Raw genomic sequence first — 24513 nt, forward strand, 5'->3', positions numbered from 1 at the left:
TAATGCTGAAAGGTGGTGCAACAGGGGGATGGAAATGTGGGCGATTTGGCTCATCGTCGCCGGAATCTTATTGGTACTTGAGATGATGACGATGACTTTTTACCTGCTATGGCTCTGCATCGGTTCGCTGGTTGCGGTAGTTGTAGCTTTGGTGGCCCCCGAAGCTTACTTCTGGCAGGTCGCTTTGGGCTGTCTGGTCGCCGTAGTCCTGACGGTGTTTACGAAGCCGCTTTCCAGAAAATTTCGCACAGCAAAAGGATTTAAGGATATCGGTACCGAACTGGTAGGGAAGCAAGGCGTCGTTGTGGAATCGATTGAACCCGGTCAATACGGCATCGTGAAGGTTGGGGGAGATTCGTGGAGCGCGAAGGCCTCCGTCCCGATCGGCAGGGATGAGAAGGTTCGGGTGCTGGCGCGAAGCAGTACAATTATCGAAGTAGAAAGATGGGAGGAAATTACTTAATGCAATGGGCAATTATTGCGGTCATTGTGGTCGTTGTTGTCGTATTTGTCTCACTGACAGTCAAAATCGTACCGCAGCAACGGGTGGGTGTCGTTGAACGGCTCGGTAAATTTAACCGTTTGCTGACGCCGGGTCTGAACGTCCTGATCCCGATCATCGACCAGGTGCGGACGTATCACGATTTGCGGATTCAACAGACGAATGTGCCGCCGCAAACCGTCATCACCAAAGATAACGTACAGGTGCAGATCGACACGATTATTTTCTATCAGGTTGTAAATCCGGAACAAGCAACGTACGGCATTTCTGATTTTGTGTACGGGGTGCGTAACATTACAACAGCTACGCTGCGTCAGATCATCGGTAAAATGGAACTGGACGAAACGTTGTCCGGTCGGGAGAAGATTTCAACCGATATCCGGACGGCGCTTGATGAAGCGACCGAGAAGTGGGGCGTGCGGATCGAACGGGTAGAAGTCCTCGACATCCGGCCGCCGGTCGATATCCAAGAAGCGATGGACAAACAAATGAAGGCCGAGCGGAACAAACGGGCCATCGTGCTTGAGGCCGAAGCCGCCAAGCAGGATATGATCCTGCGTGCGGAAGGTGACAAGCAAAGTAAGATTCTGAAAGCGGAAGGCGACAAGGAAGCGCGTATTCGCGAAGCCGAAGGCTTCCGCCAAGCCCAGGAGCTGGAGGCGCTGGGTCAAGCAAAAGCGATCGAGTCGATTGCCGCCGCCGAAAAGACGCGGATCGAAATGCTGCGCGACGCTGCTTTAACCGAAGCCGTCCTGGCGTACCAGTCCTTCGAAGCGTTGAAGGAAGTGGCCAAGGGACCGGCCAACAAGGTATTTCTCCCATCGAATGCGATCGAAACGCTGGGAAGCCTCGGCGCGATCGGCGAAGTGTTCAAAGCTGGCAAGGACGGCAAATCATAAGCTTTCAAATGAAGAAGCCCGGCAAGAGATTGTTCTTGCCGGGCTCTTTTTCATGCTTAACTCGATCGGCGCTCTCTCGGTCGGTTCCTCTATATATGAACGGCTCAGGAATGCCGGTTCGACAATTGCGCCTTCAGACGTTCCAGCTCTTCGTTGACGGCGGCGGACTGGGTTGTGCCTGCATCCGCGACACCGGCCGTTCTCCCGTAGCTGGCGGAGACTTCTTGCTGAGCTTCCCAGCTCAGGATCTTCTCCTCCATGCGCTCGAAGCCCCGCGCGGCTGCGCCGCTTTCGATGCCGCGGCTAAAGTTCGGCCGTTCGGTCTCGGCTTTGACTTGTACCTTGCGGGCACGGGCTGCCAGCTCGTTACGTTTCTCCTTCAAGCGGGCAAACTCCGCTTTGCCTTCCGCGATGCGAATCTCCAGCTCAGCGACGCGGTCACGGGCCTCCTGCGCTTCTTTGGCGTACAGCTGCGCTTGCTCCTCGTAACGGATTTTCTCCGCAGCCGCATGGCGCGCCGTCACTTCATCGCCTTGCTCCAGAGCGGTCAAAGCCCGAATTTCACTTTGCTTGGCCAGATGCGCGATATCTGCGCTTTTTCGCTCCTGAACGGTCGCGGTCATTTGCTGCTCCTTCAACAGTTTCTCAGCGGCGGCGATGTCGTCCTCCAGGTTGCGTAAGTATTGGCCGGTCATCAGGACCGGATCCTCCAGTTTGTTTAACACTTCATGAATGGAAGCCTTGGCCAGATTGGCGATACGATCAAATACGCTGCTCATTGGAATCTCTCCTTTAGGGTTAATAGAGTTTGGGAACTTTCACAGATCAAAACGGGGAAAACGGATCATCGTAGCTGTAGCTGCCGATCGGTTCCTTGGGAACGATGAGGCTTGCGATCAGGTACAGGGCTACGACGGTGCCAAAGCTGAAGAATACCGCAACGACGGCGATCAGCCGCACGACCGTGGAGTCAACCCCAAGCCATTGGGCGAGCCCGCCGCACAGGCCGCTCAGTTGCTTATCCGTTGCCGAACGATACAGTTTTCTCATGGTCAACCACTCGCTTTCATTTATTTTTAAGTCAATAGGATCATGGGGACTGAGTCTCGATTGAACGAATGTGTTATCCGTTGTTCATGTCTTCATTCTACCGGGAATGGCGGCAGGGCATAACGGGCTGGGGACGGTTTGTGAACTGGACCTTGGTCGGGCCGGTTCCTCGTCTGGAAGTCGGGGCAGGGGCTTGGGCGCGGGAGGGATTCTGGCAAGTGAAATGAAAAAAAGCTTGACGTCACGCCTATGTAAGCGCTTATTGCGGGAAGTGGACGTTTTCGTTATAGTGTTGTGCATAAGGGAGGGGCGCCGATGTTTTTTTCGCTACGCAATCGGCTGATTGCCGTATTTGTCGTCTTATTGGTCATTTCCTTCTGCGTCATGTTCCTGATCAGCTATAACAAGTCCAGCGCGATCTTGCGCTCTGACAGCGAAACGGCGGCATTGGAAAAAATGACGGCCTACACCGCACTCATCAACTCCACGATTGGCCAAATCTACGATTTCTCCTCAGTGATCTATAACAGTGACATCACGAACGACTGGAGCGAATTCGTCTCCGATCCCACGCAGTCCGAAGGGCAGAAGATGCTGAAAAATATCCAGCTCAGCAAATTTTTGACGCGGACGGTGAACAACTATTCCATCATCGCCACCGCCTCGATTTATCGCAAAGACGGGCTGTATGTCGGTCTGGACAACCGGATCTTGCAGGACCCGTCGTTTTTGGAGACGGACTGGTATCGAAATTTTTACGAGTCTGAGCAGCATTGGGCCCCGGCGGCGGTGGATCCGTTTGAACCGGTGCGTTTGAAGGAGCATGAGGTCATCAGCTTCCTGATCCCGATCGGGACGTTCAGCGTTTCCCAAGCTACCGCCATCATGAAGGTGAACGTTCGCGCTGAATACTTCAAGGACCCGCTCAGCCAGGTGCATCTCGGAACCCATGGTACGATTTTTTTGCTTAGCGGCGAAGGTGAACCGCTGTTAGGCCAGCCGTTATCAGATTTCAGCGAACCGGTCCTGAACAAGCTGGGGGAGATCCGGGAGCGGGGGCCGCGGGAAGGCGTATTTTATGCCAAACCTCAGGGCGAGGACATGATCTATGTCTACAAAAAACTGCAATTTAACGATTGGATGCTCGTTGGGGCGGTCTCGGAAAATGAACTGCTGGCCAACCTGATCAATCTGAAATCAGGGATTTTGGTGGCGACCGGGACACTGTTGGTGTTCGCTGTCCTTGCGGCCGTCTGGATTTCCTACAGCATTACCAAACCGCTGGGCGGCTTGGTGGCAGCGATGCGGCTTGTCCAGCGCGGGGAGTTCGCCCAGGCGGAGCAGCGTATTCCTGAGCGGCAGCAGGTGAACCATGAGGTCGGGTTCGTGACGGCCACGTTCCGTAACATGATTGTACGGCTGCGCGCCCATTTGAAAAGCGAGTTTGAATTGAAGCTGCGCCGGCAACAGGCGGAATATCGGGCGCTGCTGATGCAGATTAATCCGCATTTTTTGTTTAACACGTTGGAGTTACTCAGCAGTCTGGTGATCCAGAGGCGAACGGATGATGCAGTTGACGTTATCGAATCGCTAGGCAAAATGCTGCGCTTCTCGCTGAATGCCAAAAGCGATCTGATCCCGTTGCGTGACGAAGTGACGTATACCGAATCTTTCGCTGCGATTCTGCACCATCGGTTTGCGGAACAGCTGGATTTGACGCTGGAGAACGCGGTGCCGGACCGTCCGGTGTATATCGTGAAGTTTATTTTGCAGCCGCTTGTGGAAAATGCCGTGAAATACAGTCAGGTCAAAAACGACGTTGCCGTTGTGCGCATCCGGATTTGGGAGGAGGATCAACGGCTGCTCTTGCAGGTGGCCGACAACGGAGTTGGCATGGAGCCGGACTTGGTGCGGCAGCTGAACGAGGAGTACCAGCATTCCCAACTGGAGCAGGTATTAAGCACCGGCGGGAGACAGATCGGCTTGCGGAATATTTTGGCCCGGTGTGCGCTTTATTATGGAGCTGGCTTTGCGTTTTCGATTCAATCGGCGCCCGGGGAAGGGACGACGATCACACTGAGTTTGCCGATAGGGGAGGGAAATGCGGATGTATAACGTGCTGCTGGTTGATGATGAACGGGAGATTCGTCAAGGACTAAGGCTAAAAATCGATTGGCAGCAGCTGGGCCTCCAGATCGCCGGGGAAGCGGGGAATGGTCAGGAGGCGCTGGAGTGGCTTCAGACCGGGGACTGCGACATTATCATTACCGATATGCGCATGCCGATCATGGACGGGGTGGAGCTGCTCGAAAGCTGTTCCCGGCAATATCCGGATATTCGTCTGATCGTGCTGACGGGATATGACGATTTTCAGTATGCCCATGCGGCGATCAAAAATCGCGCCAGTGACTTGCTGCTCAAGCCGGTGACGCGGAGCGAACTGGCCGGAGCCTTGGGCAGGGTCGCTTCTGAGCTGGACCGGGAGCGCTCGGCGCAGGCGGAGCGGAAGCTGGCGGAATGGAAGCTGTCCCGCTACCTGGAGGAAATGAAGGAGCAATTTATTCAGAGCGTGATCCGAGCTTATCCAGGCAACAGCCACCTGTGGCCGGAACGGGTTCGGTTGTTTGGCTTAAATGAACTGGCGGAGCAACCGGTGCGTTTTGTGGCGATCGGGTTACCGCCGGCACCGGAAGAAGCGCCGGAGGAATCCGGCCTGCGTTTGCCGTTTGAGCTGCTTTGCCGCGAGCTGGCGGGTACAACCGGTTCTGCTCCCGGTATCCCGGTCTTTCGGGAAGCGAAGCATCCTGACTTGCTGTTTGCCATCGTGCCGGGCGACACGGCCGCTGTGCAAAGCTTCTCCAGCCAAGTGGCTGATATTGTCCGCAGCTATTTGAAACAGAAGGCGCTGGTGATGGCCGGCGAACCCGTGCAAGGTCTGGAGGCATGGCGGGAGGGGTACCTTTCCTCCGTGCTGGCCTGGTATATGAGCCGGTACACGCAGCAAGCCGGAGCGGAGCCTACGCGGGGCCCGGCGGATCCGGCACAGCTGGCGGCCCAGGACAAGCTGAAGCTGCTGCAGCGGCATTTGGCCGACGGCCGCAAGGCAGCGTTTGAGAAGCTGGTGGAGGAGGAGCTCGCCGCCGCGCTGGCGTTCTCGCACCCGCAGTTTATCAAGCTGATTTTCCAATGCTGCTTGGCCATCGAAGCGGCAGCGGATGCCATGGGGCTTGCGCTGCGGGAGAAGGACGAGATCTGGTTGGATCCGGAGCGAGTATGGGGGCTCGGCACCGTATCCAAAGCCTGCGGGTTCCTGTATGAGCTGGCGGAGCCGCTGTTTTCGCTGAAGAAGGGGGACAGCACGAGGGAGGAGCCCTCCATCGTGGAAGCGATGAAGGAAATGATCGAGCTGAATTACATGAACGATCTGAACCTGTCGCAAATCGCCGAGCAGTACCACTATAACCTGTCCTATTTGTCCGATCTGTTTAAAACAAAAACCGGCAAATCCTTTCTCCAGTACCTGACCGATGTACGCATGAACAAAGCGGTGCAGCTGCTTGACGAAACCCCGCTGTCCTTAAGCGATATCGCGGAGCTGACGGGCTTCTCCAATGCCAGCTACTTCAGCACGAAATTCAAGAAGGTATTTGGCATCAGTCCGTCCGAGTACCGGCAGAAGGATAAGAACATCTAAAAAAAGTAAAAGTCCAACGCCCAAAGAAATTGGATTCTTCTCCTTTTTTGTATGCGCTACCATTTAATCAGCAAGACCATTCTCATGAAGGGGGAAGGAAGAGATGAAGAAGACGAAGGCGATGTTGTTGGCCAGTTTGTTTCTTGTTACGGCCATCTTGGTCTCGGCGTGCGGCTCCGGTAACAACAATGCCGGGAGTGTAACTACGGGGAATACGAACCAGCCGTCGGAGGCAGGAGGCGCCGCCAGCGAGGAGCAAGTTGAGCTTCGCGTCATGTGGTGGGGGGACCAAACCCGGGCTGACATTACCACGGCCATGCTGAAGAAGTTCGAGGAGAAACACCCGAACATCAAGGTGATCCCCGAGTTTTCTCCTTTTGATGGATATTTCGATAAGCTGAATACGCAGCTGGCATCGGGGACGGCCCCGGACCTGTTTACGTTAGGGAGCAATATCTTGGAATATGCCACACGGGATGTACTGCTGGATATCACTCCGTACGTCGGCAATGAAGTCGATACCAGCAAAATTTCGCCGCAGCTCATCAACGTGAATACGTTTGATGGTAAGCTGCGGGGGATCTCGATTGGGGCGAACTCGACAGCGATTCTCGCGAATACGGCGCTGTTTGAGAAAGCTGGACTGCCTCTGCCGACGAAGGAATGGACTTGGGATGATTTTGTCAAGATCAATGAACAGATTGCGGCTACCGGCAAAGACATTTACGGTTCTTACGATTATTCCGGCGAGATGGACCAGTTTGGGGTATACCTGACTCAGCGGGACAAGATGATCTACAATGAGCCGGAGAAGAAGCTGGGCTTCGAGGCGGCGGACGTCGCCGAGTGGTTCACGCTCTGGGAAGGCATGCGCAAAGCCGGCAGCATCGTTACGCCGGAGCTGCAAATTTCGGCCGATCCGGACGATACAAGCATGTCCCTGGTGACGAAAGGCCAAGTGGCGATGCAGTTTATTCCGACGAACCAGTTTGCTGATTTCCAAAAAATGTCCCAGGATAAGCTGACGCTCATCCCGGTTCCGATGGGACCAAACGGCAGCATGATCTCCGTTCAATCGAGCCAGAACATCGTGGGTTATGCCAATACCAAGCATCCGAAGGAAGTAGCGATGCTGATGGACTTCTGGGTGAACGATCCGGACGCAGCCAAAATCCTTGGCAACAACCGCGGCGTGCCAGTCTCCTCGGAGATGCGGGCCGTACTGAAGGCGGAGGCTTCCGAAACGGATAAAGTGGTATACGATTACCTGGATATCGTGGCGGTGGATGATGTCGACCTGTTGTACAACGTTCCGGGCTCCAACGAGTTTAAGCAAGAGCTGCTGAAAGCCAGCCAGAACGTGGCATTCGGACGGATGGACATCGCGAAGGCAGCAGAAGATTTTTATGCACAGGGACAAAAAATCTTACAGGCAAACTTAAGTGCAACGACAAATTAACCGGCCTGTCACACGAAAGAGGGGATCCGTTGGGTTCCCCTTTTTCTGAACCCAAGGAATGATGGTTACGGAGGTGTTTACTTATGGATTCGGTGACAGGTGTGGCAACCCAAACGATGGTAAAGCCAAAACGACGTCGATCCCTGAAACGGAACTTGACGGGTTATTTGTTTCTGCTGCCCTGGTTGATTGGATTTTTTTGCATGGCGATTGGGCCGATTCTGGCTTCGCTGTATTTGTCCTTTACGAACTATAACATGTTGAAAGCGCCCGCTTGGATTGGGCTTCAGAATTTTACGGAGATGTTTACGGGAGATGCCACGTTTACCCATTCGTTGAAGCTGACATTTCAATACGTGTTCCTCTCCGTTCCTCTGCGGTTGGTGTTCGCACTGGCGGTCGCGATTATTTTGAATAAAGGGTTACGGCTGCTTGGCCTATATCGGACCGTCTATTACATCCCTTCGTTGTTAGGGGGGAGCGTGGCGATTGCGGTGGTTTGGAAAAAAATCTTCTCCGGTGACGGGTTGTTTAACCGGTTCCTCGGGATTTTTCATATTGATGCCCCCGATTGGGTGGCGAATCCGAGCTACATTATTTATTCCATCGTCGCGCTGTCGGTTTGGCAATTTGGCTCGTCGATGGTGATTTTCCTGGCGGGACTGAAGCAGATCCCGGGGGAAATTTACGAGGCTGCGGCGGTGGACGGCATCAGCCGGACGCGTCAGTTTCTGCGGATCACGCTGCCGCTGTTGTCGCCGGTTATCCTGTTTAACCTGGTGATGAACATGATCAGCTCGTTCCAGGTGTTTACCTCCGGGTACATTATCGGGGACGGTCATGGCGGGCCGATCGACTCGACGATGTTCTACTCGCTGTACCTGTATTTGAAGGGGTTCTCTTACTTTAATATGGGTTACGCCTCGGCTATGGCTTGGGTGATGCTTGTGATTATCGGTATTTTTACGGCGATCGTGTTCGCTTCCTCCAAGTATTGGGTTTATTACGGCGACGGCAAGGACGAAAGGGGCTGAGAGAGATGGTGTTGAGGCTAAGCTTAAGCAAACTGTGGAGACACGTGGTGGTGATCGTGATCGGGACGATCATGATTTATCCGGTGTTGTGGATGATCAGCAGCTCGTTCAAGCCAAACGCGGAAATCTTCTCGGACATGGGATTGTGGCCGGATTCCTTCACGTTCTCCAATTACGTTAACGGCTGGCGGGGGATTCAAGGTTATTCGTTTGGGCATTTCCTGATTAATTCCTTTATTATCGCGGCGCTGGCGGTGATCGGTAACGTGATCTCCTGCTCGCTGGCGGCCTTTGCCTTTGCGCGTTTGAATTTTGCCGGTCAGAAATTTTGGTTCAGCATGATGCTGATGACGTTGATGCTGCCGTTTCAAGTGACGCTCATCCCACAATATATTCTGTTCCACACGTTTGGATGGGTGAATACGTTTCTTCCGCTCGTTGTGCCGAAATTTTTTGCATTGGATGCGTTTTTCGTGCTGCTGATGGTGCAGTTTATTCGCGGGTTACCGATGGAATTGGACGAAAGCGCCCGGATCGACGGCTGTGGACCTTGGCAGATATACTTGCGGATCATTATGCCGCTGTGCGTACCGGCGGTGATTACAACGTCGATCTTTACGTTCTACTGGACGTGGGACGACTTCTTTGGGCAAATGATTTACCTGAACAGTCCTAAGCTGTTTACGGTAATGATCGGTTTGCGCTCGTTAATTGACTCCACCAGCACGTCGAACTGGGGCTCGTTGATGGCGATGTCGACGGTGGCGGTTGCGCCGGTCATCGTGATCTTCCTGATCTTCCAGCGTTATATCGTCGAAGGAATCTCGACGACGGGGCTGAAGTAAGCTGACAGGACGGTGAACTGTACACGACTTCTAGGAGGGATTGGTTATGACCTTGGCGTTATCGGACATCCATATTCGGGATCCGTTCCTCCTGCCGATGCCGGCGGAAGGCAAATATTATATGTACGGCACGATCGGAGAGACGTGCTGGAAGGGCAAACCGCGCGGGTTTGACGTTTACGTGAGCACGGATTTGGCGGCATGGGAAGGTCCTTACCCGGCGTTCCGCCCGGAGCCGGATTTCTGGTCGGACTTCAACTACTGGGCGCCGGAGGTGCATGAGTGGCAGGGGCGCTACTACATGTTCGCCACCTTCAAGGCAGACGGTCGCTGCCGGGGCACGCAAACGCTGGTGGCGGACAGCCCGCTGGGCCCGTTCCAGCCGCTTGGGGACGGGCCGTTGACGCCGCGCGATTGGGAGTGCTTGGACGGGACGTTTTACGTCGACCCGCAGGGCGAGCCCTGGATGGTATTCTGCCATGAATGGGTGCAGGTGCAGGATGGGGAGATTTGCGCGGTGCGTCTAAGCCGCGAGCTGGACCGGGCGGTGTCTGAGCCTATGCTATTGTTCCGGGCTTCGGAGGCACCATGGGCCGAAGGGATTCGCGGCGGGGCCAATTACGTCACGGACGGCCCCTTCCTGTACCGCGCTGATAACGGCGAGCTGCTGCTGCTCTGGTCCAGCTTTAGCGACGGCGGCTACACGATCGGCTGCGCTCGCCAAGCTGGTGGAGACATTACCGGCCCGTGGGTGCAGGACACAGAGCCGTTGTATAAACGGGATGGCGGCCACGGGATGGTGTTCCGCACGTTCGTGGGCGAGCTGCGACTGGCGATTCATACGCCAAACGACAGCCCCAATGAACGTCCGATCTTCATCCCGGTGACGGAGCAGGACGGGCGATTATACGCGCATCCGAAAGAAGTGCAGAGATAGGTGAGGTGGGACAGATGGGGGAAATGGGAGAGATGGGCGTGTTGGAGCGGTTGCGCAAGATGGAGGTTGCGTCAGCTGTAAGCGGAGAAGGTTTGCGTAAGAGCACGGATCAAGCCGTGCTGGAGGAGTTTGCCGCTTCGGGCGTCAAATTCGCGGCGAACGAAGGGAGCCCGCTGGAGCGGGTCTATTACGCCGGCGTGCGCAAGCTGCTCGATTGCATCGTGCCGTCGGTAAGCGGCGTGCCGGTGCTGCATGAAGGCGGCGTGTACCTCGGCACTTGGCTGGAGAGCACCGGCACGATCAATGCCGAGCTGCTCAGCCGCTTTGTGCCATCGGTGGCGCAGGCGACCTTCACCTTGTTTGCCGATTACCAACGCTCCGATGGCCTCATGCCCTACAAGGTGACCGGCTCGGGACCGGCATACCGGCAAATCCAGATGGTCACGCCGCTGGCCCGCTCGGTATGGAACCACTACCGCCTGAACGGCCGGGCGGACCGGGAGTTCCTGGACAAGATGTACCGCGCCATGGAGCGGCACGACGCCTGGCTGGCCGCGTTCCGTGATACGCGGGGGACGGGCTGCGTGGAGGCGTTTTGCACGTTCGATACGGGGCATGATCTATCTCCGCGCTTCTGGCATGTGCCGGATACGTCGCATCTGGGCGACCCGCGCCGGTACGATCCGGACTCGCCGGTGCTGCCGTTTTTGGCGCCGGATCTGACGGCTAACGTCTACTGTCAACGGCGTTATTTGGCGGCCATCGCCGCGGAGCTGGGGGCGGCAGCAGGACCGGAGTGGGCAGCTAAAGCGGAGGCGAGCCTGTCCAGCCTGATGAAGCATTGCTATGATGCGGAAGACGGGTTCTTCTACGACGTGGACGCGAGCGGACAGTTCGTCCGCATCCAGTCTGACGTGCTGCTGCGCGTATTGGCTTGCGAGGTGGGGGACGGGGAATTTTTCGCTTCGTCGCTGCGACGATATTTGCTGAATACGCGGAAGTTTTTTGCCAAGTATCCCTTCACTTCGATTGCCATGGACGACCCGCGGTTTGATCCGTCGTCGGCCTACAACACCTGGGCGGGGACGACAAACTTCCTTAGCTTAATCCGTGCTCCGCATGCGTTTGAGTACCACGGGCGGCATGTGGAGCTAACCTGGGTACTGCAGCCGATTCTGTCGGCGATGGCCCGCATGGAGCGTTTCGCCCAGTGCCTCAGCCCTTGGACGGGAGAGGAAGGCTTCACCGAGACCTACTCCCCTGCGATTTTGTGTCTGCTCGACTATGTGGAGCGGTTGTGCGGCATCCTGCCGACGCCGGAGGAAGAGCTGTGGTTCACCGGGCTGCTGCCTTATCCGATGGATCACGGGGAAGTACCGGCCGAGGAAACCGCGTATGCCCGGAAAGTGGACGGCACGGTATTCGAGCTGGTCAATACGCGTGAAGGCAGCACCGTATACCGGGACGGGGAGCCGTACTGCCGGTTTCCCTACGGGACCCGTCTCGTCACCGATCGACGCGGTGAGCCTAAAGCGCTCATCGGGATGAGCGTTCGGACGGTGGAGGGTCTGCTGGAATTTGGGGGCCGAGCTTATCCGGTAAACCTCGGCGGGAACGAGGTTTGGCGATTGAATCGGGATAGCGCGGTTTCTAGTCCCGGATCAGGGCCAAAGTCAGCTTCTGCTGAAGCTTTGGCAGGTCCCGGTGTCGTTCTACCTACGTATCATTAGACAACCCCCTGCACGTTTCCCGAAAAAACGCCATAAACTTATGAAGATTGCATATATTTCAGATGCCTGTCGCATAACAATAAATAGGCGTAAAGCAGGCGCAACTTCGGGAAGTTTCGCTTGAGAATTCGGAGGGGAGTGCAGGGAATGCGCATTGCTGTCATTCAGGGAAGTGCAAGGAATGGAGGGAACACGGAGGAACTGACGCGGCTGGTTTTAGAGGGGTTACCCTATACGAATATCATCCTGCGGGAGAAAGAAATCAAACCGATCCACGATCAACGGCACGACGAAGGCGGCTTCGATCCCGTGGACGATGATTACGACGAGCTGATCCTGCAGGTGCTGGAGCATGATATTTTGATCTTCGCCACGCCGGTATATTGGTACGGGCCATCCGGCTTGATGAAGAACTTCATCGATCGCTGGTCGCAAAGCTTGCGCGATGTCCGTTTCAACTTTAAAGAGCGGATGGCGGCCAAAACAGCCTATGCCGTCGTGGTCGGCGGCGATAATCCGCGGATCAAAGCGCTGCCGCTCATTCAACAGCTGCAGTACACGTTTGATTTCGTGGGGTTACCGTTTGCCGGTTATGTGATCGGCAAAGCCAGCAGACCGGGCGAGATCTTCAAGGACGCCCGGGCGATCCGCGAGGCTGCGGCGCTAAACGCCGAGCTGCGAAAAGCCGAGCCGTTGGCGGTGAATCGTTCCTAATCTTTACTTTCATAGACAGATGGAAGACCGACGTGCGGTTGCATTTGCAGCGGCACGTTTTTCTTATGCTCCCTTTGTCGAAGATAGGTAGGAACCTATGCAGCCGCCCTCTTTTTCATGATTATCCCGTTGAATCAGGCAGTAGAGAAAGAGAAATCGTTGTTACGAAAAAGCGCTTTGTCTGAGGAGAATAGCCTGCTTTGAAGCAGTTGAGAGCTAAGTCCTTACTTAATCGTAAAAAACCTAAGATAGCCCTAGGAATACGACCTAGGAGTATGACCAATATGGCAGATTGAAGCTGAGGCAAGAAGGCAAGTTACAAAAGTTAAAGGAAGTAATAGATCGTCCAGAATTGAAAGTGAAATTCAGATTGAAGAGGACAAGAAGTTCAAGTCCAGATCCAGATTATAAAGACAAGTTTAATGCCCCGAGCGTTTCAATTTACGCCGCTGTTGCAAGGAACGGCTTCCGATGGCGTGCGTTCTGGTGGCGTGTGATTAACTGTCGGTAAGGGATCGCAGGAATGGACAAGCACATCTGTAGCAGGTTCTGGCGCATCTCTTCCTCGGAACAGGACATGCGCAGGTGACGGCGGACGGTGTACTCATTCAAATACGCCTGCAAATGTGTTAACCCCAAGGCGACATACGTGCGTCTGATCGAGTCCCTTGCTTGTCTCACGACTCTCCGTAAGGGCAGATACATCCGATAAACGAAAGGGAACCACCGCTTGGTTGAGGTATGGACGTCTACATGTTTGTTGATGAACGCGACGAGATCGCACCGGGTAGCCCATTGCTCGCTTCCTCTTTTATGTGATACCAGTTGGATCTTCACTCGCCCGGGTTCACCAGACTCAGTTACCGTGCAACCGGCGACGACTGCGGTGGCATAAGGTTGAGAAACTGGATGAAAACGGTTGGGATCCGTTCCATACTGATCGCGGTTCACCTTTACCTCTCCAGAGAGCAGATTTCGGGCATCACATTCGCTGAGGCTATGGCGGATTTTGTGCAGCATGAGCCAAGCGGTCTTGTAGGTAACTTGGATTACCTGACTCAAACGGAGCGCCGAGATGCCGTCGGGAAGCAGGAACAGCTCCAAGGCTTGAAACCACTTCACCAGGGGCAGATGAGTTCTTTCAAATATGGTGCCAACCAAAGGCGAGGCTTGATAGCTGCATCTTCCACATTCAAACAAAGGAAGGCGACGGGAGGACACGCGGGTACATTCGGTAAAAGCGCAGCGCGGGCAGACGAAGCCGTTTGGCCACTTCATAGCGATGATCGCCTCGATGCAGTCGGCCTCACTTTGAAAACGGCTGCTGATAGATTGAAGCTCCGGATTCATACCTAATTCCAAGTCCGATCCCTCCAATTCAAATTCCTCTAGTTCACTAAATACGCACGTACGTTCTCTTTTTTTGTCATTATATCAAACATATGTTCGTTAATCAAGAAAAAAATCCCAGATAACCATCTTATCTTCGTAAAAATCGGAATGATCAGCTCCACGGGCCACCTCATTTCAATCCCGTTCATGGATTTCCCAATTCTGAGCAAAGGGGATAATCGTGCAAAGAGGCGCAGCGAGAGGATCCCTTTATCGATCTCGCTATGGGGTGCTTTTTTATACAGGCCTAACAATGCAGGATTATAGTAGGGGAATGTTTAATATTAATTTTAAATAAATGCCTGGGAGGATGATCCTTTTGAGCGATATTATTAATTTTGCGCATCGCGGAGCTGCGGGGTATTACCCGGAGAACACGATGCTGGCTTTTGCCAAAGCGCTGGAGCTCGGGGCGACCGGTATCGAAACGGACGTGCAGATGACGCGCGACGGGGAGCTGGTCTTGATCCATGACGAGACGTTGCAGCGGACGGCAGGAACGCCGGAGTGGGTGAAGGATTTGACTTTGGCCGAAATCAAGCAACGGGAGGCGGGCTCCTGGTTCCACGAGGATTTTGCGGGCGAACGCATTCCGACGCTGGAGGAGCTGCTGGACCTAGTTCGGAACACGGACACGATCGTCAACCTCGAGCTGAAAACCGGCGTCGTCTTGTACCCCGGCATCGAGCAAAAGGTACTGGATACGGTACGCCGCTTTGGCTTAAGCGAACGGATCATCATTTCCAGCTTTAATCACTATTCTCTGGTCGAATGCAAAAAACTGGCTCCAGACATCCGTACCGGCATTTTGTACATGGAAGGCTTGTATGAACCGTGGGGTTATGCGAAGCGGGTGGGCGCGGAGGCGCTCCACGCTTACCAATATGCGCTGACGCCGGAGCTGGTGGCGGAAGCTAAGGCAAACGGAGTGGTTTATCATCCGTTTACGGTAAACGATTCGAAGCTGATGCAGGCGCTGATCGCGGCAGGCGTGGCCGGTATCATTACCGATTACCCGGACCGCTTGGCAGAACTGCTGGCCAAATAAGGAGCGTGAACGGATGAGAAAAACATGGCTGCTGGGTCTCGGTTTTTTTAGCATTAGCTTGACCTGGGCGCTGTACAATGCGTTTGTTCCGCTGTTTTTGGACGACTATTTGAAGAGCGCCGCGATGATCGGGTTTATGATGACGATCGATAATTATTTCGCCATTGTATTGCAGCCATGGATTGGACACCGCAGTGATAAGACGAATACCCGATACGGACGGCGGATGCCTTATCTGCTGATCGGCATGCCGTTAGGTGCTGTGTTTGCGGCTTTGATCCCTTGGCATACCGGGTTTGTGACGCTTGTTTTGTTCATGGTGTTAATGAATTTGTCGATGAGCTTGTTCCGCGCGCCGACGGTTGCACTTATGCCTGACATTACGCCGGAGCCGCAGCGGACCAAAGCAAACGGCATTATCAACTTCATGGGCGGCATCGGCTCAGTGCTGGCCTTTGGCATCGGCTCTCAGCTCTACGGGATCGGCTCGTATATGCCGTTTCTGTTTGCCGGAGTTGTTATGTTAATTTGTTTGTTCGTACTGAAGACGGTTATCCGTGAACCAGCGGCAGCGTTCGTGACGGGGTTCGCCGGGAACAACGCGGCCGGAGAGAACCCGAAACCGCAGATTCGCATCAAGGACCAGCTTGACAAGACGACGGTACTGATTTTGGGGGCCATCTTCTTCTGGTTTGTGGCCTATCAAGGCGTTGAGGCATTGTTCACGTTGTATGGTACCAAGCAGATTGGGATGAGCGATGCTGAAGCTTCTTTTTCGTTGACGTTCTTCTCGCTTGCGTTCCTGTTATTTGCTTTGCCAAGCGGTTGGCTGGGAGCTCGTTATGGGAAAAAAGCGATCATCTCCACCGGAGTTGCCGGATTGTTTGTTGTCTTCGGCGTCATGATTTTCGTTGATTCCGTCCTGTGGCTGCGGCTGCTGCTTATTGTCGGGGGCATTTTCTGGGCGTGCATCAACATCAACTCTTACCCGTGGGTTGTCTCCACCGGGCGGGAGGAGAGCATCGGGACGCGTACGGGGATCTATTATTTCGTTTCGTCCCTGGCCGCGATTACGTCGCCTCCGCTGCTCGGCTGGGTGATCGACGTGTTTGGTTATCCGGCGCTGTTCATCAGCGCATCCGCGGGGATGCTGCTGGCGCTGTGCTGCCTGTTCGGTATCCCCCGGGAGCAGCAGCGCTCAGGTAAGGAGCCGTTCGATCAGGCGCCCATCGGCATGAAATAATCGATGTCTCTGTTATGTAAAAAAACAGCGGGTTTCCCAGCGCGGCGAAGCGTTTGGGAGACTCGCTGTTTTTTTGAATTAGGCTTACTTGCGTCTAGCGCGTAGAGCCAGCCCTAAAGCGGCCAGCGATACGAGCAGCGCGCAAGCCGAAAGTACAAGGGCCGTCGTGCCGGCCGAGGAACCACTGCCACTGTCGTTGGACAGGGGCGCGGAGGAGGCTTCGGTGTCTGAACCGTTCGATTCCGTAGTATTGGCTGCAGCACCTTCATTGGCGCTGCCGTGATCATGCCCGGCGTCCTCCGTGGTGCCTGCCCCGGCATCCGCTCCGCCGTGGGAACCGGCACTATCCGCGGCACCTTCCGCGGCGCTCACCACCGTCAGCGAATGGGGCCGATCGGTACCTTCCGCGCCGGTCCATTCCACGACGCTGCCGTCGCTGTAATATTGGAAGGCGTCCCAGGCCAGTTCCTCGGGTTCGCCGGGATTTTGCGCGACGAATTCAAACTGCTGGAACTCGCCGGGGCCGATGCCAGCGCCTTCGGCCGTCCAGGTGACGGCCGTGACCGTTCCATCTTCCGCGATCGTCAGTTCTACGCTCCAGTCCGGTAAGGGACGGTACTGTTTGAAGGCGACGCCTTCTGGGATCTTTAGCGCGACTTTCACCGTGTTGACGTCTTTTTCAACAGGTACTTTCAGGCTGTAGGTTTCCCAGGCTCCCGGGGCGGATTGGCTTGGCTTAACCGTTACGTGTGCGCCGGCCGTGGCGGTGAAGAAAGCGAAAGTCAGGACCCACACAATAGCGGAACCGGCTGCGTAACGCCAAAACGTTTTTTTCAAATTAAATATTGGATTCAACATGGCTAAATCTCCTTTGATCGTAGTTTGATAACCTCTCTACGGATTTCCTATTACCAGCTCTGTATCGTAATCGTAACTGTCCAGTGAACTCGTCAAAATATGGACGTGTACGTTCCAACGGCCGCCCATCGTAATCAATTCGCTCACCTCGGGAGGGGAGCCGCCGGGGAAGAGGATTTCTATTGTGCCCATATCCATCTCCTTTGACGTCAACTCCAGCGTCACTTGGTCCACATCGTTGCGGGGTTGTCCATCCGGACCCAGCACGTTCACCTGAAAGGTGTTGGTGCCTGCGACGTTTGGAGTTACGCGGATCGTGACCTTTGTCCCGTCATCCAGTTGATGGGTCAGAGCAGCGGGACCGGGGAATGCAGCAGCCGTGGGCAAGTTCGCCAGGACAGCAGCTAATAGAAGGACAGCCAGTCCAGTCCCCAATTCGGTCCATACGCCGGCGGTGCTCAGCGGCTTTCTTGCCTGTCTTCCGCGCAGGAAGGACCAACCTCCGAGCAGCAGGCAGATCAGGGTCAGGGCAATTTTGGCCAACAGTACAAGACCATACGTCGTATGCGTAAGCGAGTACAGCGTTGGCACGTGCAGCAAGCTCCCATACACGCCAGAGAGTAACAGGATGGCTACCATAATGAAGGCGAGTATGGAAAAACGCCGAACCGTCTGCCAAGACAGGGGAAGTTGCGACGGTGCAGAATGCCGGGCCTCTTCTTTTTTAGCGGATGGCTGAGTTGCTGCCGGAAGCAAAAACGCTAAAGCGCCAACACCGCCCAACCAGATCAACGATGAGGCCAAGTGCAGGAAGTCCGCCGTTATGGCAGGTCCTCGCAGGTCTGCCGTGGCAGCATGTCCGATGAATGCCTTGGAGAGCAGCAGCCCCAAGCCAAACAGCATGGCTCCAAGCAACGGAAGCTGAGGCGGCCGGGTGCTTCTGCTGGCGTGCAGCAGGTACAGCGTCCACAAGAGCAAGCCTCCCAGCAACAAGAGCTGAACCTTCCAGACCTCCCCGAAGGTTGTATACACCAGCGTTTGCCGCCAAAGCGCCGGATCAAACGCTTCTCTCCATCCCCCGCCTGCATCGTCAGCGGTTTGTTGCGGCAAACTAAGCAGAATGCCGGCGGAGGAAGCGATCAGCCCGCTCAGCCACATGACTCGGCTGCGCCGCTTCAAACGTTCGGGCCAGGCATTGTCCAGACGGGGAAGAAGCCACGCATGAAAGACGACCGCCCCAAGATAGCCCGCCATTCCGCCATAAAATAACCAGCGGACAATCAGCAGGCTCCAGCCCGGGAACGAGCTGCCACTATCCGTCGTTGGATGGACCGGGGGCCCGCTCTCCATGCCCTGATCGCCGCGCCCGATCTGAAACGGAATCGTACCGGAGATGGTGTGTCCATCGCCGGAAACCACGTTCCATTTTGCCGTATACAGCCCCTCCGGCAAATTCGGCTGCAAGGAGACGGTCAGCCGGGACGGCTTCTGGGGATCGATTTCCGCTTCTCCATCCGTTACGTCATCTCCGTTTGGACCGATGACCTCGAGTTTATGGAAGCCTGCCTCAATAGGTTCATTAAACTCGATGACGATCATCTCAGGGGACGTATCTAATGTCTCGTTTGCCGCCGGATTGGAAGAAACGACATACGCGTGGGCAAAAGCAGAAGTTGGTGCTAGTACGAGAAGGATGATGCAAGCGGCAACCGCGAAACATGTCCATTTACGAAGAAATATTTTCAATCGAATTCATCCTCAATTCAGATAGTCTATGAGCTTCCTCACAATGATTACCATTTTACATGGATTAATTACGCCTGAGTATGACTAGAATGGGCCATATCGCGCCCTAATCTCTGTCTAATTGTGTCTGATTTGTGAAGCTCGGCTAGCCAAGATTTGCATAAAACGTAAAAAGATTTGCACAAATATGCAGAATGTTTAAACAAAAACACTAACCTTGCATGTAAACTATTTAAAAAATGATTAGGGTCAATTACAATGGGGGTTAGTCTATGGGTTATGACGAGTTTGACCATAATGAAGGGGGATATTAAGTGGCAACAATTAATGTCGGTATCGTAGGTTACGGAAATTTGGGACGGGGCGTGGAAATGGCGCTGAAACAGAATCCCGATTTTCAACTGAAAGCGATTTTTTCGCGCAGACAACCGGACGAGGTGGCAGCCGCTAGCGGCGTGGTTCATATTTCCGAAATTGAAAAATATAAAGGTGAAATCGACGTAATGATCCTGTGCGGCGGGTCGGCTACAGATCTGCCGGAGCAAGGGCCGCAATTGGCGGCGATGTTTAATACTGTCGATAGCTTTGATACGCATGCGAGAATTCCAGAATACTTTGCAAAAGTCAACGAAGCAGCGGAGAAAGCAGGAACGGTCAGCGTCATTTCGACCGGATGGGATCCTGGCTTGTTCTCGCTGAACCGGCTTCTGGCCGAATCGGTGCTGCCGGAAGGAAAAGACTACACGTTCTGGGGCAAAGGCGTCAGCCAAGGGCACTCCGATGCGATTCGCCGCGTGGCGGGCGTGAAGAACGGCGTTCAGTATACGATTCCGGTTGAGGCGGCGGTTGAGCGTGTGCGCCAAGGCGAAAATCCAGAATTGTCCACTCGCGAAAAACACCTACGCGAATGCTTCGTCGTTGCGGAGGAAGGGGCGGATCTGGCGAAGATTGAGCAGGAGATCAAGTCGATGCCAAACTATTTTGCGGATTACGACACAATTGTTCACTTCATTAGTGAGGAAGAATTGAAGGCGAACCACTCCGCGATGCCGCACGGCGGTATGGTGCTGCGCAGCGGCCGGACCGGCGCAAACAGCACGCAGCTGATCGAGTTCAGCCTGAAGCTGGACAGCAATCCAGAATTTACGGCTAGCGTGCTGGTTGCATACGCCCGCGCAGCGTACAAGCTATCGCAAGCTGGAGAGTCGGGGGCGAAAACAGTCTTCGATATTCCGTTCGGCCTGTTGTCGCCGAAATCGCCGGAGCAACTGCGTAAAGAGCTGTTGTAGGCAGAAGACTCCGCATACAGCGGGCGCGGCTTCATTTGTTTCGTCTATCTATGCGATAAATAGCATAAATATTGAGGTAAGAGGTTGTCCTGAAGGCAAGGGAAGTTTTGCTTAGGGGCAGCCTCTTTGTTTGGTCTCAATCAAAAATGTCACGAAAACGTCACACTCTCCCTTGATATCAAGGGGAGATGTGGGGGTGTGAAGCAAAACGTAACACGAAATATTGTGAACCGAATCACAAAATACGGATTATCTATGACAATTCTGCGAACTCTGGTAGGCTGAGACCGCATTGTGAACAATTATCAAAATCGCCGATTTTTCCGGATAATGGCCGAAAATCGTCTTAAATCAACTTTTTATGCGATGTAAAGGATAAAAGTCACACTATATAATGTAATAATTTTACATAATTAACATTCTATATGAATTGTTATTCAATCCCCCCTTTCCTAACATAAAAGTAGCTGATCGAACGAAGCCATTCCCGAAGCCTTGGGGGATGGTGTTCACAATGAAGAAAGGGGTATCGGTATCCTATGAAAAGGAAAGGGTTGCTGTTAGCTTTATTTTCAGCCCTTCTTGTCCTCCTGACCGGGTGTAATCAGTTGACGGTGTTAGACCCGAAAGGTCCGGTGGCCAAGACCCAATCACAAGTCATCATTTTTTCGATTGTAACGATGGCCTTTATTTTGCTGGTCGTTTACACGCTGTACATCTATATGTTAACGAAATATCGTGCTTCCAAAGCAGCGCCGGACTACGAACCGCCGCATGTGGAAGGCAGCAAATGGCTGGAAATCACTTGGATTACGATTCCGATCATTATCGTAGCGGTGCTGTCGGTTGTGACCGTCCGCAGTACGTCGGCTGTAGAAAAAGTGCCGAAAGGCTATGAGGATCAAAAGCCGCTCGTGATTTACGCCGCTTCCTCCAACTGGAAATGGCATTTTAGCTATCCGGAGGAAGGGATCGAGACCGTTAACTATGTGAACTTCCCAACGAACCGTCCAGTGGAGTTCCGGTTGTATTCGTACGGACCGATTACGAGCTTCTGGATTCCGCAGCTGGCGGGACAGAAATACGCGATGAGCGATATGGTGAATACGCTGAACATCGTTGCCGAGCATGAAGGCTCGTATATGGGCAAGAACTCCAACTTCTCCGGTGAGGGCTTCGCACACATGGAATTTGAAGCGCTGGCCATGGCGCCTTCGGAATATGACAAATGGGTCAAAGAAGTGAAGGACACCGCTCCTGAGCTGACCGAGTCGGAGTTCGACAAGTTGCTGGAGACCGCGCATGTTGGCCGCCAAACGTACAGCTCGACCCATCTGGACTTCCGTCCTGCACCGGAAGGGGAGAACGCCGGCCATAATCATGGCGGCGAGAACGGAAGCGAGGAGATGGACCACTCTACGATGGACCACTCCGACATGGACATGACGGAAGAATCTAGCGGACACGAAGCGCATAACTAATCAACGGGAAGGGAGTACCTGAACATGAAATGGGACGAATTTTTCGTCACGGGTGAGCCGATGATCTATGGCGCGATGGTCAGCATCGTTGTTGTATCGCTGGCGATCGTCATCGGATTAACCTATTTTAAGAAATGGGGCTGGCTGTGGCGCGAATGGTTAACGACCGTCGACCACAAGCGGATCGGCATCATGTATATCATCTCCGCACTGCTGATGCTCTTCCGCGGCGGCGTGGATGCGCTGCTCATGCGGGCGCAGCTGGCGGTACCGGAGAACGGACTGCTGGATGCGCAGCACTATAACGAAATTTTTACGACACACGGGGTCATCATGATCCTGTTTATGGCGATGCCGTTTGTTGTCGGGTTGATGAACGTCGTAATCCCGCTGCAAATCGGCGCGCGTGACGTAGCATTCCCACGTTTGAATGCCGTCAGCTTCTGGCTGTTTTTCGCTGGGGCGATGTTGTTTAATATCTCTTTCGTCATCGGGGGTTCCCCGGATGCCGGTTGGACGGCGTATTTCCCGCTGGCCAGCGTTGAGTTCAGCCCGAGCGTAGGTAACAACTATTACTCGATTGCGATTCAAATTGCAGGGATTGGGACACTGATGACCGCAGTGAACTTCCTGGTAACGATCCTGAAAATGCGCGCACCAGGTATGACGTTGATGAAAATGCCGATGTTTACCTGGTCGATCCTCATTACGAACATCATTATTTTGTTTGCGTTCCCGGTATTAACCGTGGCGCTGGCACTGATGATGTTCGACCGCCTGTTTGGTACGCAGTTCTTTACGATGGCCAACGGCGGGATGGATATGCTCTGGGCCAACCTGTTCTGGGTATGGGGCCATCCGGAGGTTTATATCGTTATTTTGCCGGCCTTCGGGATTTACAGTGAAGTCATTTCGACGTTCTCACGCAAAAACTTGTACGGCTATAAATCCATGGTATGGAGTATGATCGTTATTTCGCTGCTATCTTTTATCGTATGGGCGCACCACTTCTATACGATGGGTCACGGCGTCATGGTCAACGGGATCTTCTCGATTACGACGATGGCGATCGCCGTTCCAACCGGGGTTAAAATCTTCAACTGGCTGTTTACGCTGCAAAAAGGGCGCATCGAATTTACAACGCCAATGCTGTATTCCCTCGCCTTTATTCCGATCTTTACGATCGGTGGGGTGACCGGGGTCATGCTGGCGATGGCGAGCGCCGACTATCAATACCATAATACGATGTTCCTGGTGGCGCATTTCCACTATGTGCTGATTCCAGGTACCGTATTCGCGGTGATCGCAGGGTTCTATTACTGGTTCCCGAAATTGTTCGGTTTCCGGCTCAACGAGCGTCAAGGCAAGCTGGCCTTCTGGATTATTGCCATTAGCTTTAACGTGACCTTCATGCCGTTGTTCTTCCTTGGTTTGAAAGGGATGACCCGGCGGATGTATACCTATTCGGAAAGCACAGGCTTTGGTCCGCTGAACCTGATCGCTTCGATCGGTGCGGTGGGGCTCGCCATCGGGTTTATCGTGCTGGTGTACAACATTTACTGGAGCTTCCGTTATGCGGAGCGGGACAAAACCGGCGATCCTTGGAACGCACGTACGCTGGAATGGAGCACGCATTCTCCGGTGCCGGAGTACAACTTTGCGGTTGTGCCTAAAGTGGATTCGCTCGATCCGTTCTGGAAAGCGAAGAAAACGGGTAAATCGCTGTATACGGATAAAATCGAAGAGATTCATATGCCGAACAACAGCGGTCAACCGTTTATCCTGGGTGTGATTTTCTTTTTCTTCGGATTCTTTATGGTCTTTAGCTGGTGGGTACCGGCGATTATCGCCGGCCTGGGGATTCTCGTCATGCTGGCGGTACGTTCGTTCGAACGCGACCACGGCCGACATATTCCGGTCAGCGAAATCATCAAAACCGAGCAGGCTTTGGCCAATCGGTTGGACACGGATGCAGGATTGCGGGGTGAACACGCATGAAGGTAGATCATACTTTGCCTTTGGAATATCAAACGGAAGAGAACAGTAACCGGGTTCTTGGGTTCTGGCTGTTCCTGGGCGCGGAAATCGTGCTCTTCGCCACGCTGTTCTCGGTGTATCTGACGCTGTGGAACCGGACCGGCAGCGGCCCGAACGGAGCGGAAATCTTCGAAATCGGACCGGTGCTGGGCGAAACGTTCTTGCTGTTGACCAGCAGCTTTACCTGCGGCTTGGCGGTACACAGTATGCGTCTGGGGCTGAGAAAACCGTTTATGGCGTTCTTCGCCATCACGCTGCTGCTGGGCCTCGGGTTCCTTGGTATCGAGATTACCGAATTCGTTACGTACGTTCATGAAGGCGCAACGATGCAAACCAGTGCGTTCCTGTCGAGCTTGTTCGTCCTGCTGGGGACGCACGGCGCCCACGTAACGCTGGGGCTGCTGTGGGGCAGCGGGCTGATGATTCAGGTGAAACGCGAAGGGTTTACCCATGATACGGCGAACAAATCGTTTATTTTCTCGCTGTACTGGCACTTCCTGGACGTGGTCTGGATCTTCATCTTCAGCTTTGTATACTTGAAAGGACTGATGTGAC

21 protein-coding genes are annotated in these 24513 nt (G+C 54.1%); 16 read left to right on the forward strand and 5 right to left on the reverse strand.

Annotation, left to right across the window (positions count from 1 at the left end):
* Window positions 1-28: 28 nt before the first annotated feature.
* Together NSQ80_RS02570 and NSQ80_RS02575 are read left to right on the forward strand one after the other, a co-directional pair.
* Window positions 29-463: an NfeD family protein gene (locus NSQ80_RS02570; protein WP_028539829.1), complete on the forward strand. Its 435-nt coding sequence runs from the start codon at window positions 29-31 to the stop codon at window positions 461-463.
* Complete coding sequence (locus NSQ80_RS02575; RefSeq protein ID WP_260070485.1) at window positions 463-1401, forward strand: SPFH domain-containing protein; 939 nt, start codon at window positions 463-465, stop codon at window positions 1399-1401. The genes NSQ80_RS02570 and NSQ80_RS02575 overlap by 1 nt, the downstream gene beginning before the upstream one ends.
* Window positions 1402-1505: 104 nt before the next feature.
* Here the strand turns inward: NSQ80_RS02575 and NSQ80_RS02580 are convergent, their stop codons facing one another.
* Window positions 1506-2180: a PspA/IM30 family protein gene (locus NSQ80_RS02580; RefSeq protein WP_009223954.1), complete on the reverse strand. Its 675-nt coding sequence runs from the start codon at window positions 2178-2180 to the stop codon at window positions 1506-1508.
* A 46-nt stretch (window positions 2181-2226) separates the two neighbouring features.
* Window positions 2227-2451: a PspC domain-containing protein gene (locus NSQ80_RS02585; RefSeq protein WP_260070484.1), complete on the reverse strand. Its 225-nt coding sequence runs from the start codon at window positions 2449-2451 to the stop codon at window positions 2227-2229.
* A gap of 315 nt (window positions 2452-2766) precedes the next feature.
* On the opposite strand from NSQ80_RS02585, the gene NSQ80_RS02590 reads away from it, so the two are divergent.
* The 8 genes from NSQ80_RS02590 to NSQ80_RS02625 all read left to right on the forward strand — a co-directional run bounded on the left by NSQ80_RS02590 (window position 2767) and on the right by NSQ80_RS02625 (window position 12864).
* Window positions 2767-4566, forward strand: coding sequence for a histidine kinase (locus NSQ80_RS02590; protein ID WP_339301241.1), 1800 nt, complete (start codon window positions 2767-2769; stop codon window positions 4564-4566).
* Complete coding sequence (locus NSQ80_RS02595; RefSeq protein WP_339301243.1) at window positions 4559-6145, forward strand: response regulator; 1587 nt, start codon at window positions 4559-4561, stop codon at window positions 6143-6145. The genes NSQ80_RS02590 and NSQ80_RS02595 overlap by 8 nt, the downstream gene beginning before the upstream one ends.
* Before the next feature lie 103 nt (window positions 6146-6248).
* Complete coding sequence (locus NSQ80_RS02600; RefSeq protein WP_339301245.1) at window positions 6249-7604, forward strand: sugar ABC transporter substrate-binding protein; 1356 nt, start codon at window positions 6249-6251, stop codon at window positions 7602-7604.
* A gap of 116 nt (window positions 7605-7720) precedes the next feature.
* Window positions 7721-8638 carry a sugar ABC transporter permease gene (locus tag NSQ80_RS02605; RefSeq protein ID WP_036644557.1) on the forward strand — a complete coding sequence of 306 codons (918 nt, stop codon included), beginning with the start codon at window positions 7721-7723 and terminating at the stop codon, window positions 8636-8638.
* Between the two features lie 5 nt (window positions 8639-8643).
* Window positions 8644-9483: a carbohydrate ABC transporter permease gene (locus NSQ80_RS02610; RefSeq protein WP_036644429.1), complete on the forward strand. Its 840-nt coding sequence runs from the start codon at window positions 8644-8646 to the stop codon at window positions 9481-9483.
* A 46-nt stretch (window positions 9484-9529) separates the two neighbouring features.
* Window positions 9530-10420: a glycoside hydrolase family 43 protein gene (locus NSQ80_RS02615; protein WP_339301247.1), complete on the forward strand. Its 891-nt coding sequence runs from the start codon at window positions 9530-9532 to the stop codon at window positions 10418-10420.
* 23 nt (window positions 10421-10443) lie between these two features.
* Window positions 10444-12150, forward strand: a complete 1707-nt coding sequence (locus tag NSQ80_RS02620) for a hypothetical protein (protein WP_339302154.1) — start codon at window positions 10444-10446, stop codon at window positions 12148-12150.
* 153 nt (window positions 12151-12303) lie between these two features.
* Window positions 12304-12864 carry a flavodoxin family protein gene (locus NSQ80_RS02625; protein ID WP_036644562.1) on the forward strand — a complete coding sequence of 187 codons (561 nt, stop codon included), beginning with the start codon at window positions 12304-12306 and terminating at the stop codon, window positions 12862-12864.
* A 441-nt stretch (window positions 12865-13305) separates the two neighbouring features.
* Here NSQ80_RS02625 and NSQ80_RS02630 read toward each other — a convergent pair whose 3' ends face one another.
* Window positions 13306-14226 carry an IS1595 family transposase gene (locus NSQ80_RS02630; protein ID WP_339301249.1) on the reverse strand — a complete coding sequence of 307 codons (921 nt, stop codon included), beginning with the start codon at window positions 14224-14226 and terminating at the stop codon, window positions 13306-13308.
* A 349-nt stretch (window positions 14227-14575) separates the two neighbouring features.
* Here NSQ80_RS02630 and NSQ80_RS02635 point away from each other — a divergent pair, with 349 nt between their 5' ends.
* A complete protein-coding gene (locus NSQ80_RS02635; RefSeq protein ID WP_036644434.1) occupies window positions 14576-15304 on the forward strand; it encodes a glycerophosphodiester phosphodiesterase in 729 nt (242 codons plus the stop codon).
* Between the two features lie 13 nt (window positions 15305-15317).
* Window positions 15318-16547: an SLC45 family MFS transporter gene (locus NSQ80_RS02640; RefSeq protein ID WP_009223967.1), complete on the forward strand. Its 1230-nt coding sequence runs from the start codon at window positions 15318-15320 to the stop codon at window positions 16545-16547.
* Between the two features lie 84 nt (window positions 16548-16631).
* Here NSQ80_RS02640 and NSQ80_RS02645 read toward each other — a convergent pair whose 3' ends face one another.
* Together NSQ80_RS02645 and NSQ80_RS02650 are read right to left on the reverse strand one after the other, a co-directional pair.
* Entirely contained in the window at window positions 16632-17405 is a 774-nt protein-coding gene (locus NSQ80_RS02645) for a YcnI family protein (RefSeq protein ID WP_339301251.1), read from the reverse strand.
* Between the two features lie 36 nt (window positions 17406-17441).
* The gene (locus NSQ80_RS02650; protein WP_339301253.1) at window positions 17442-19151 is read right to left on the reverse strand and encodes a copper resistance protein CopC; all 1710 of its coding nucleotides are present in this window, start codon (window positions 19149-19151) and stop codon (window positions 17442-17444) included.
* Window positions 19152-19465: 314 nt separating this feature from the next.
* Between NSQ80_RS02650 and NSQ80_RS02655 the strand changes: the two genes are divergently transcribed.
* The 4 genes from NSQ80_RS02655 (at window position 19466) to qoxC (ending at window position 24512) form a co-directional block, all read left to right on the forward strand.
* Window positions 19466-20440 (forward strand): diaminopimelate dehydrogenase, encoded by a 975-nt coding sequence (locus NSQ80_RS02655; RefSeq protein WP_009223970.1) that lies wholly within the window; start codon window positions 19466-19468, stop codon window positions 20438-20440.
* A gap of 539 nt (window positions 20441-20979) precedes the next feature.
* Complete coding sequence (qoxA, locus tag NSQ80_RS02660; protein ID WP_323078889.1) at window positions 20980-21921, forward strand: cytochrome aa3 quinol oxidase subunit II; 942 nt, start codon at window positions 20980-20982, stop codon at window positions 21919-21921.
* A gap of 24 nt (window positions 21922-21945) precedes the next feature.
* Window positions 21946-23919 carry a cytochrome aa3 quinol oxidase subunit I gene (gene qoxB, locus NSQ80_RS02665; protein ID WP_009223972.1) on the forward strand — a complete coding sequence of 658 codons (1974 nt, stop codon included), beginning with the start codon at window positions 21946-21948 and terminating at the stop codon, window positions 23917-23919.
* On the forward strand, window positions 23916-24512 hold the full coding sequence (gene qoxC, locus NSQ80_RS02670) for a cytochrome aa3 quinol oxidase subunit III (protein ID WP_009223973.1): 597 nt from the start codon (window positions 23916-23918) through the stop codon (window positions 24510-24512). Before qoxB ends, qoxC begins: the two co-directional genes overlap by 4 nt.
* The last annotated feature ends 1 nt before the right edge of the window (window position 24513 follow it).

Origin of the sequence: Paenibacillus sp. FSL K6-2441, from assembly GCF_037964765.1 — a bacterium.
GTDB lineage: Bacteria > Bacillota > Bacilli > Paenibacillales > Paenibacillaceae > Fontibacillus > Fontibacillus phoenicis.

Bases quoted from the DNA above. Each gene is read 5' to 3' on its own strand.
- NSQ80_RS02570 (WP_028539829.1), top strand. From the start codon at position 29: ATGGAAATGTGGGCGATTTGGCTCATCGTCGCCGGAATCTTATTGGTA.
- NSQ80_RS02575 (WP_260070485.1), top strand. From the start codon at position 463: ATGCAATGGGCAATTATTGCGGTCATTGTGGTCGTTGTTGTCGTATTT.
- NSQ80_RS02580 (WP_009223954.1), bottom strand. From the start codon at position 2,180: ATGAGCAGCGTATTTGATCGTATCGCCAATCTGGCCAAGGCTTCCATT.
- NSQ80_RS02585 (WP_260070484.1), bottom strand. From the start codon at position 2,451: ATGAGAAAACTGTATCGTTCGGCAACGGATAAGCAACTGAGCGGCCTG.
- NSQ80_RS02590 (WP_339301241.1), top strand. From the start codon at position 2,767: ATGTTTTTTTCGCTACGCAATCGGCTGATTGCCGTATTTGTCGTCTTA.
- NSQ80_RS02595 (WP_339301243.1), top strand. From the start codon at position 4,559: ATGTATAACGTGCTGCTGGTTGATGATGAACGGGAGATTCGTCAAGGA.
- NSQ80_RS02600 (WP_339301245.1), top strand. From the start codon at position 6,249: ATGAAGAAGACGAAGGCGATGTTGTTGGCCAGTTTGTTTCTTGTTACG.
- NSQ80_RS02605 (WP_036644557.1), top strand. From the start codon at position 7,721: ATGGTAAAGCCAAAACGACGTCGATCCCTGAAACGGAACTTGACGGGT.
- NSQ80_RS02610 (WP_036644429.1), top strand. From the start codon at position 8,644: ATGGTGTTGAGGCTAAGCTTAAGCAAACTGTGGAGACACGTGGTGGTG.
- NSQ80_RS02615 (WP_339301247.1), top strand. From the start codon at position 9,530: ATGACCTTGGCGTTATCGGACATCCATATTCGGGATCCGTTCCTCCTG.
- NSQ80_RS02620 (WP_339302154.1), top strand. From the start codon at position 10,444: ATGGGAGAGATGGGCGTGTTGGAGCGGTTGCGCAAGATGGAGGTTGCG.
- NSQ80_RS02640 (WP_009223967.1), top strand. From the start codon at position 15,318: ATGAGAAAAACATGGCTGCTGGGTCTCGGTTTTTTTAGCATTAGCTTG.
- NSQ80_RS02645 (WP_339301251.1), bottom strand. From the start codon at position 17,405: ATGTTGAATCCAATATTTAATTTGAAAAAAACGTTTTGGCGTTACGCA.
- qoxA (WP_323078889.1), top strand. From the start codon at position 20,980: ATGAAAAGGAAAGGGTTGCTGTTAGCTTTATTTTCAGCCCTTCTTGTC.
- qoxB (WP_009223972.1), top strand. From the start codon at position 21,946: ATGAAATGGGACGAATTTTTCGTCACGGGTGAGCCGATGATCTATGGC.
- qoxC (WP_009223973.1), top strand. From the start codon at position 23,916: ATGAAGGTAGATCATACTTTGCCTTTGGAATATCAAACGGAAGAGAAC.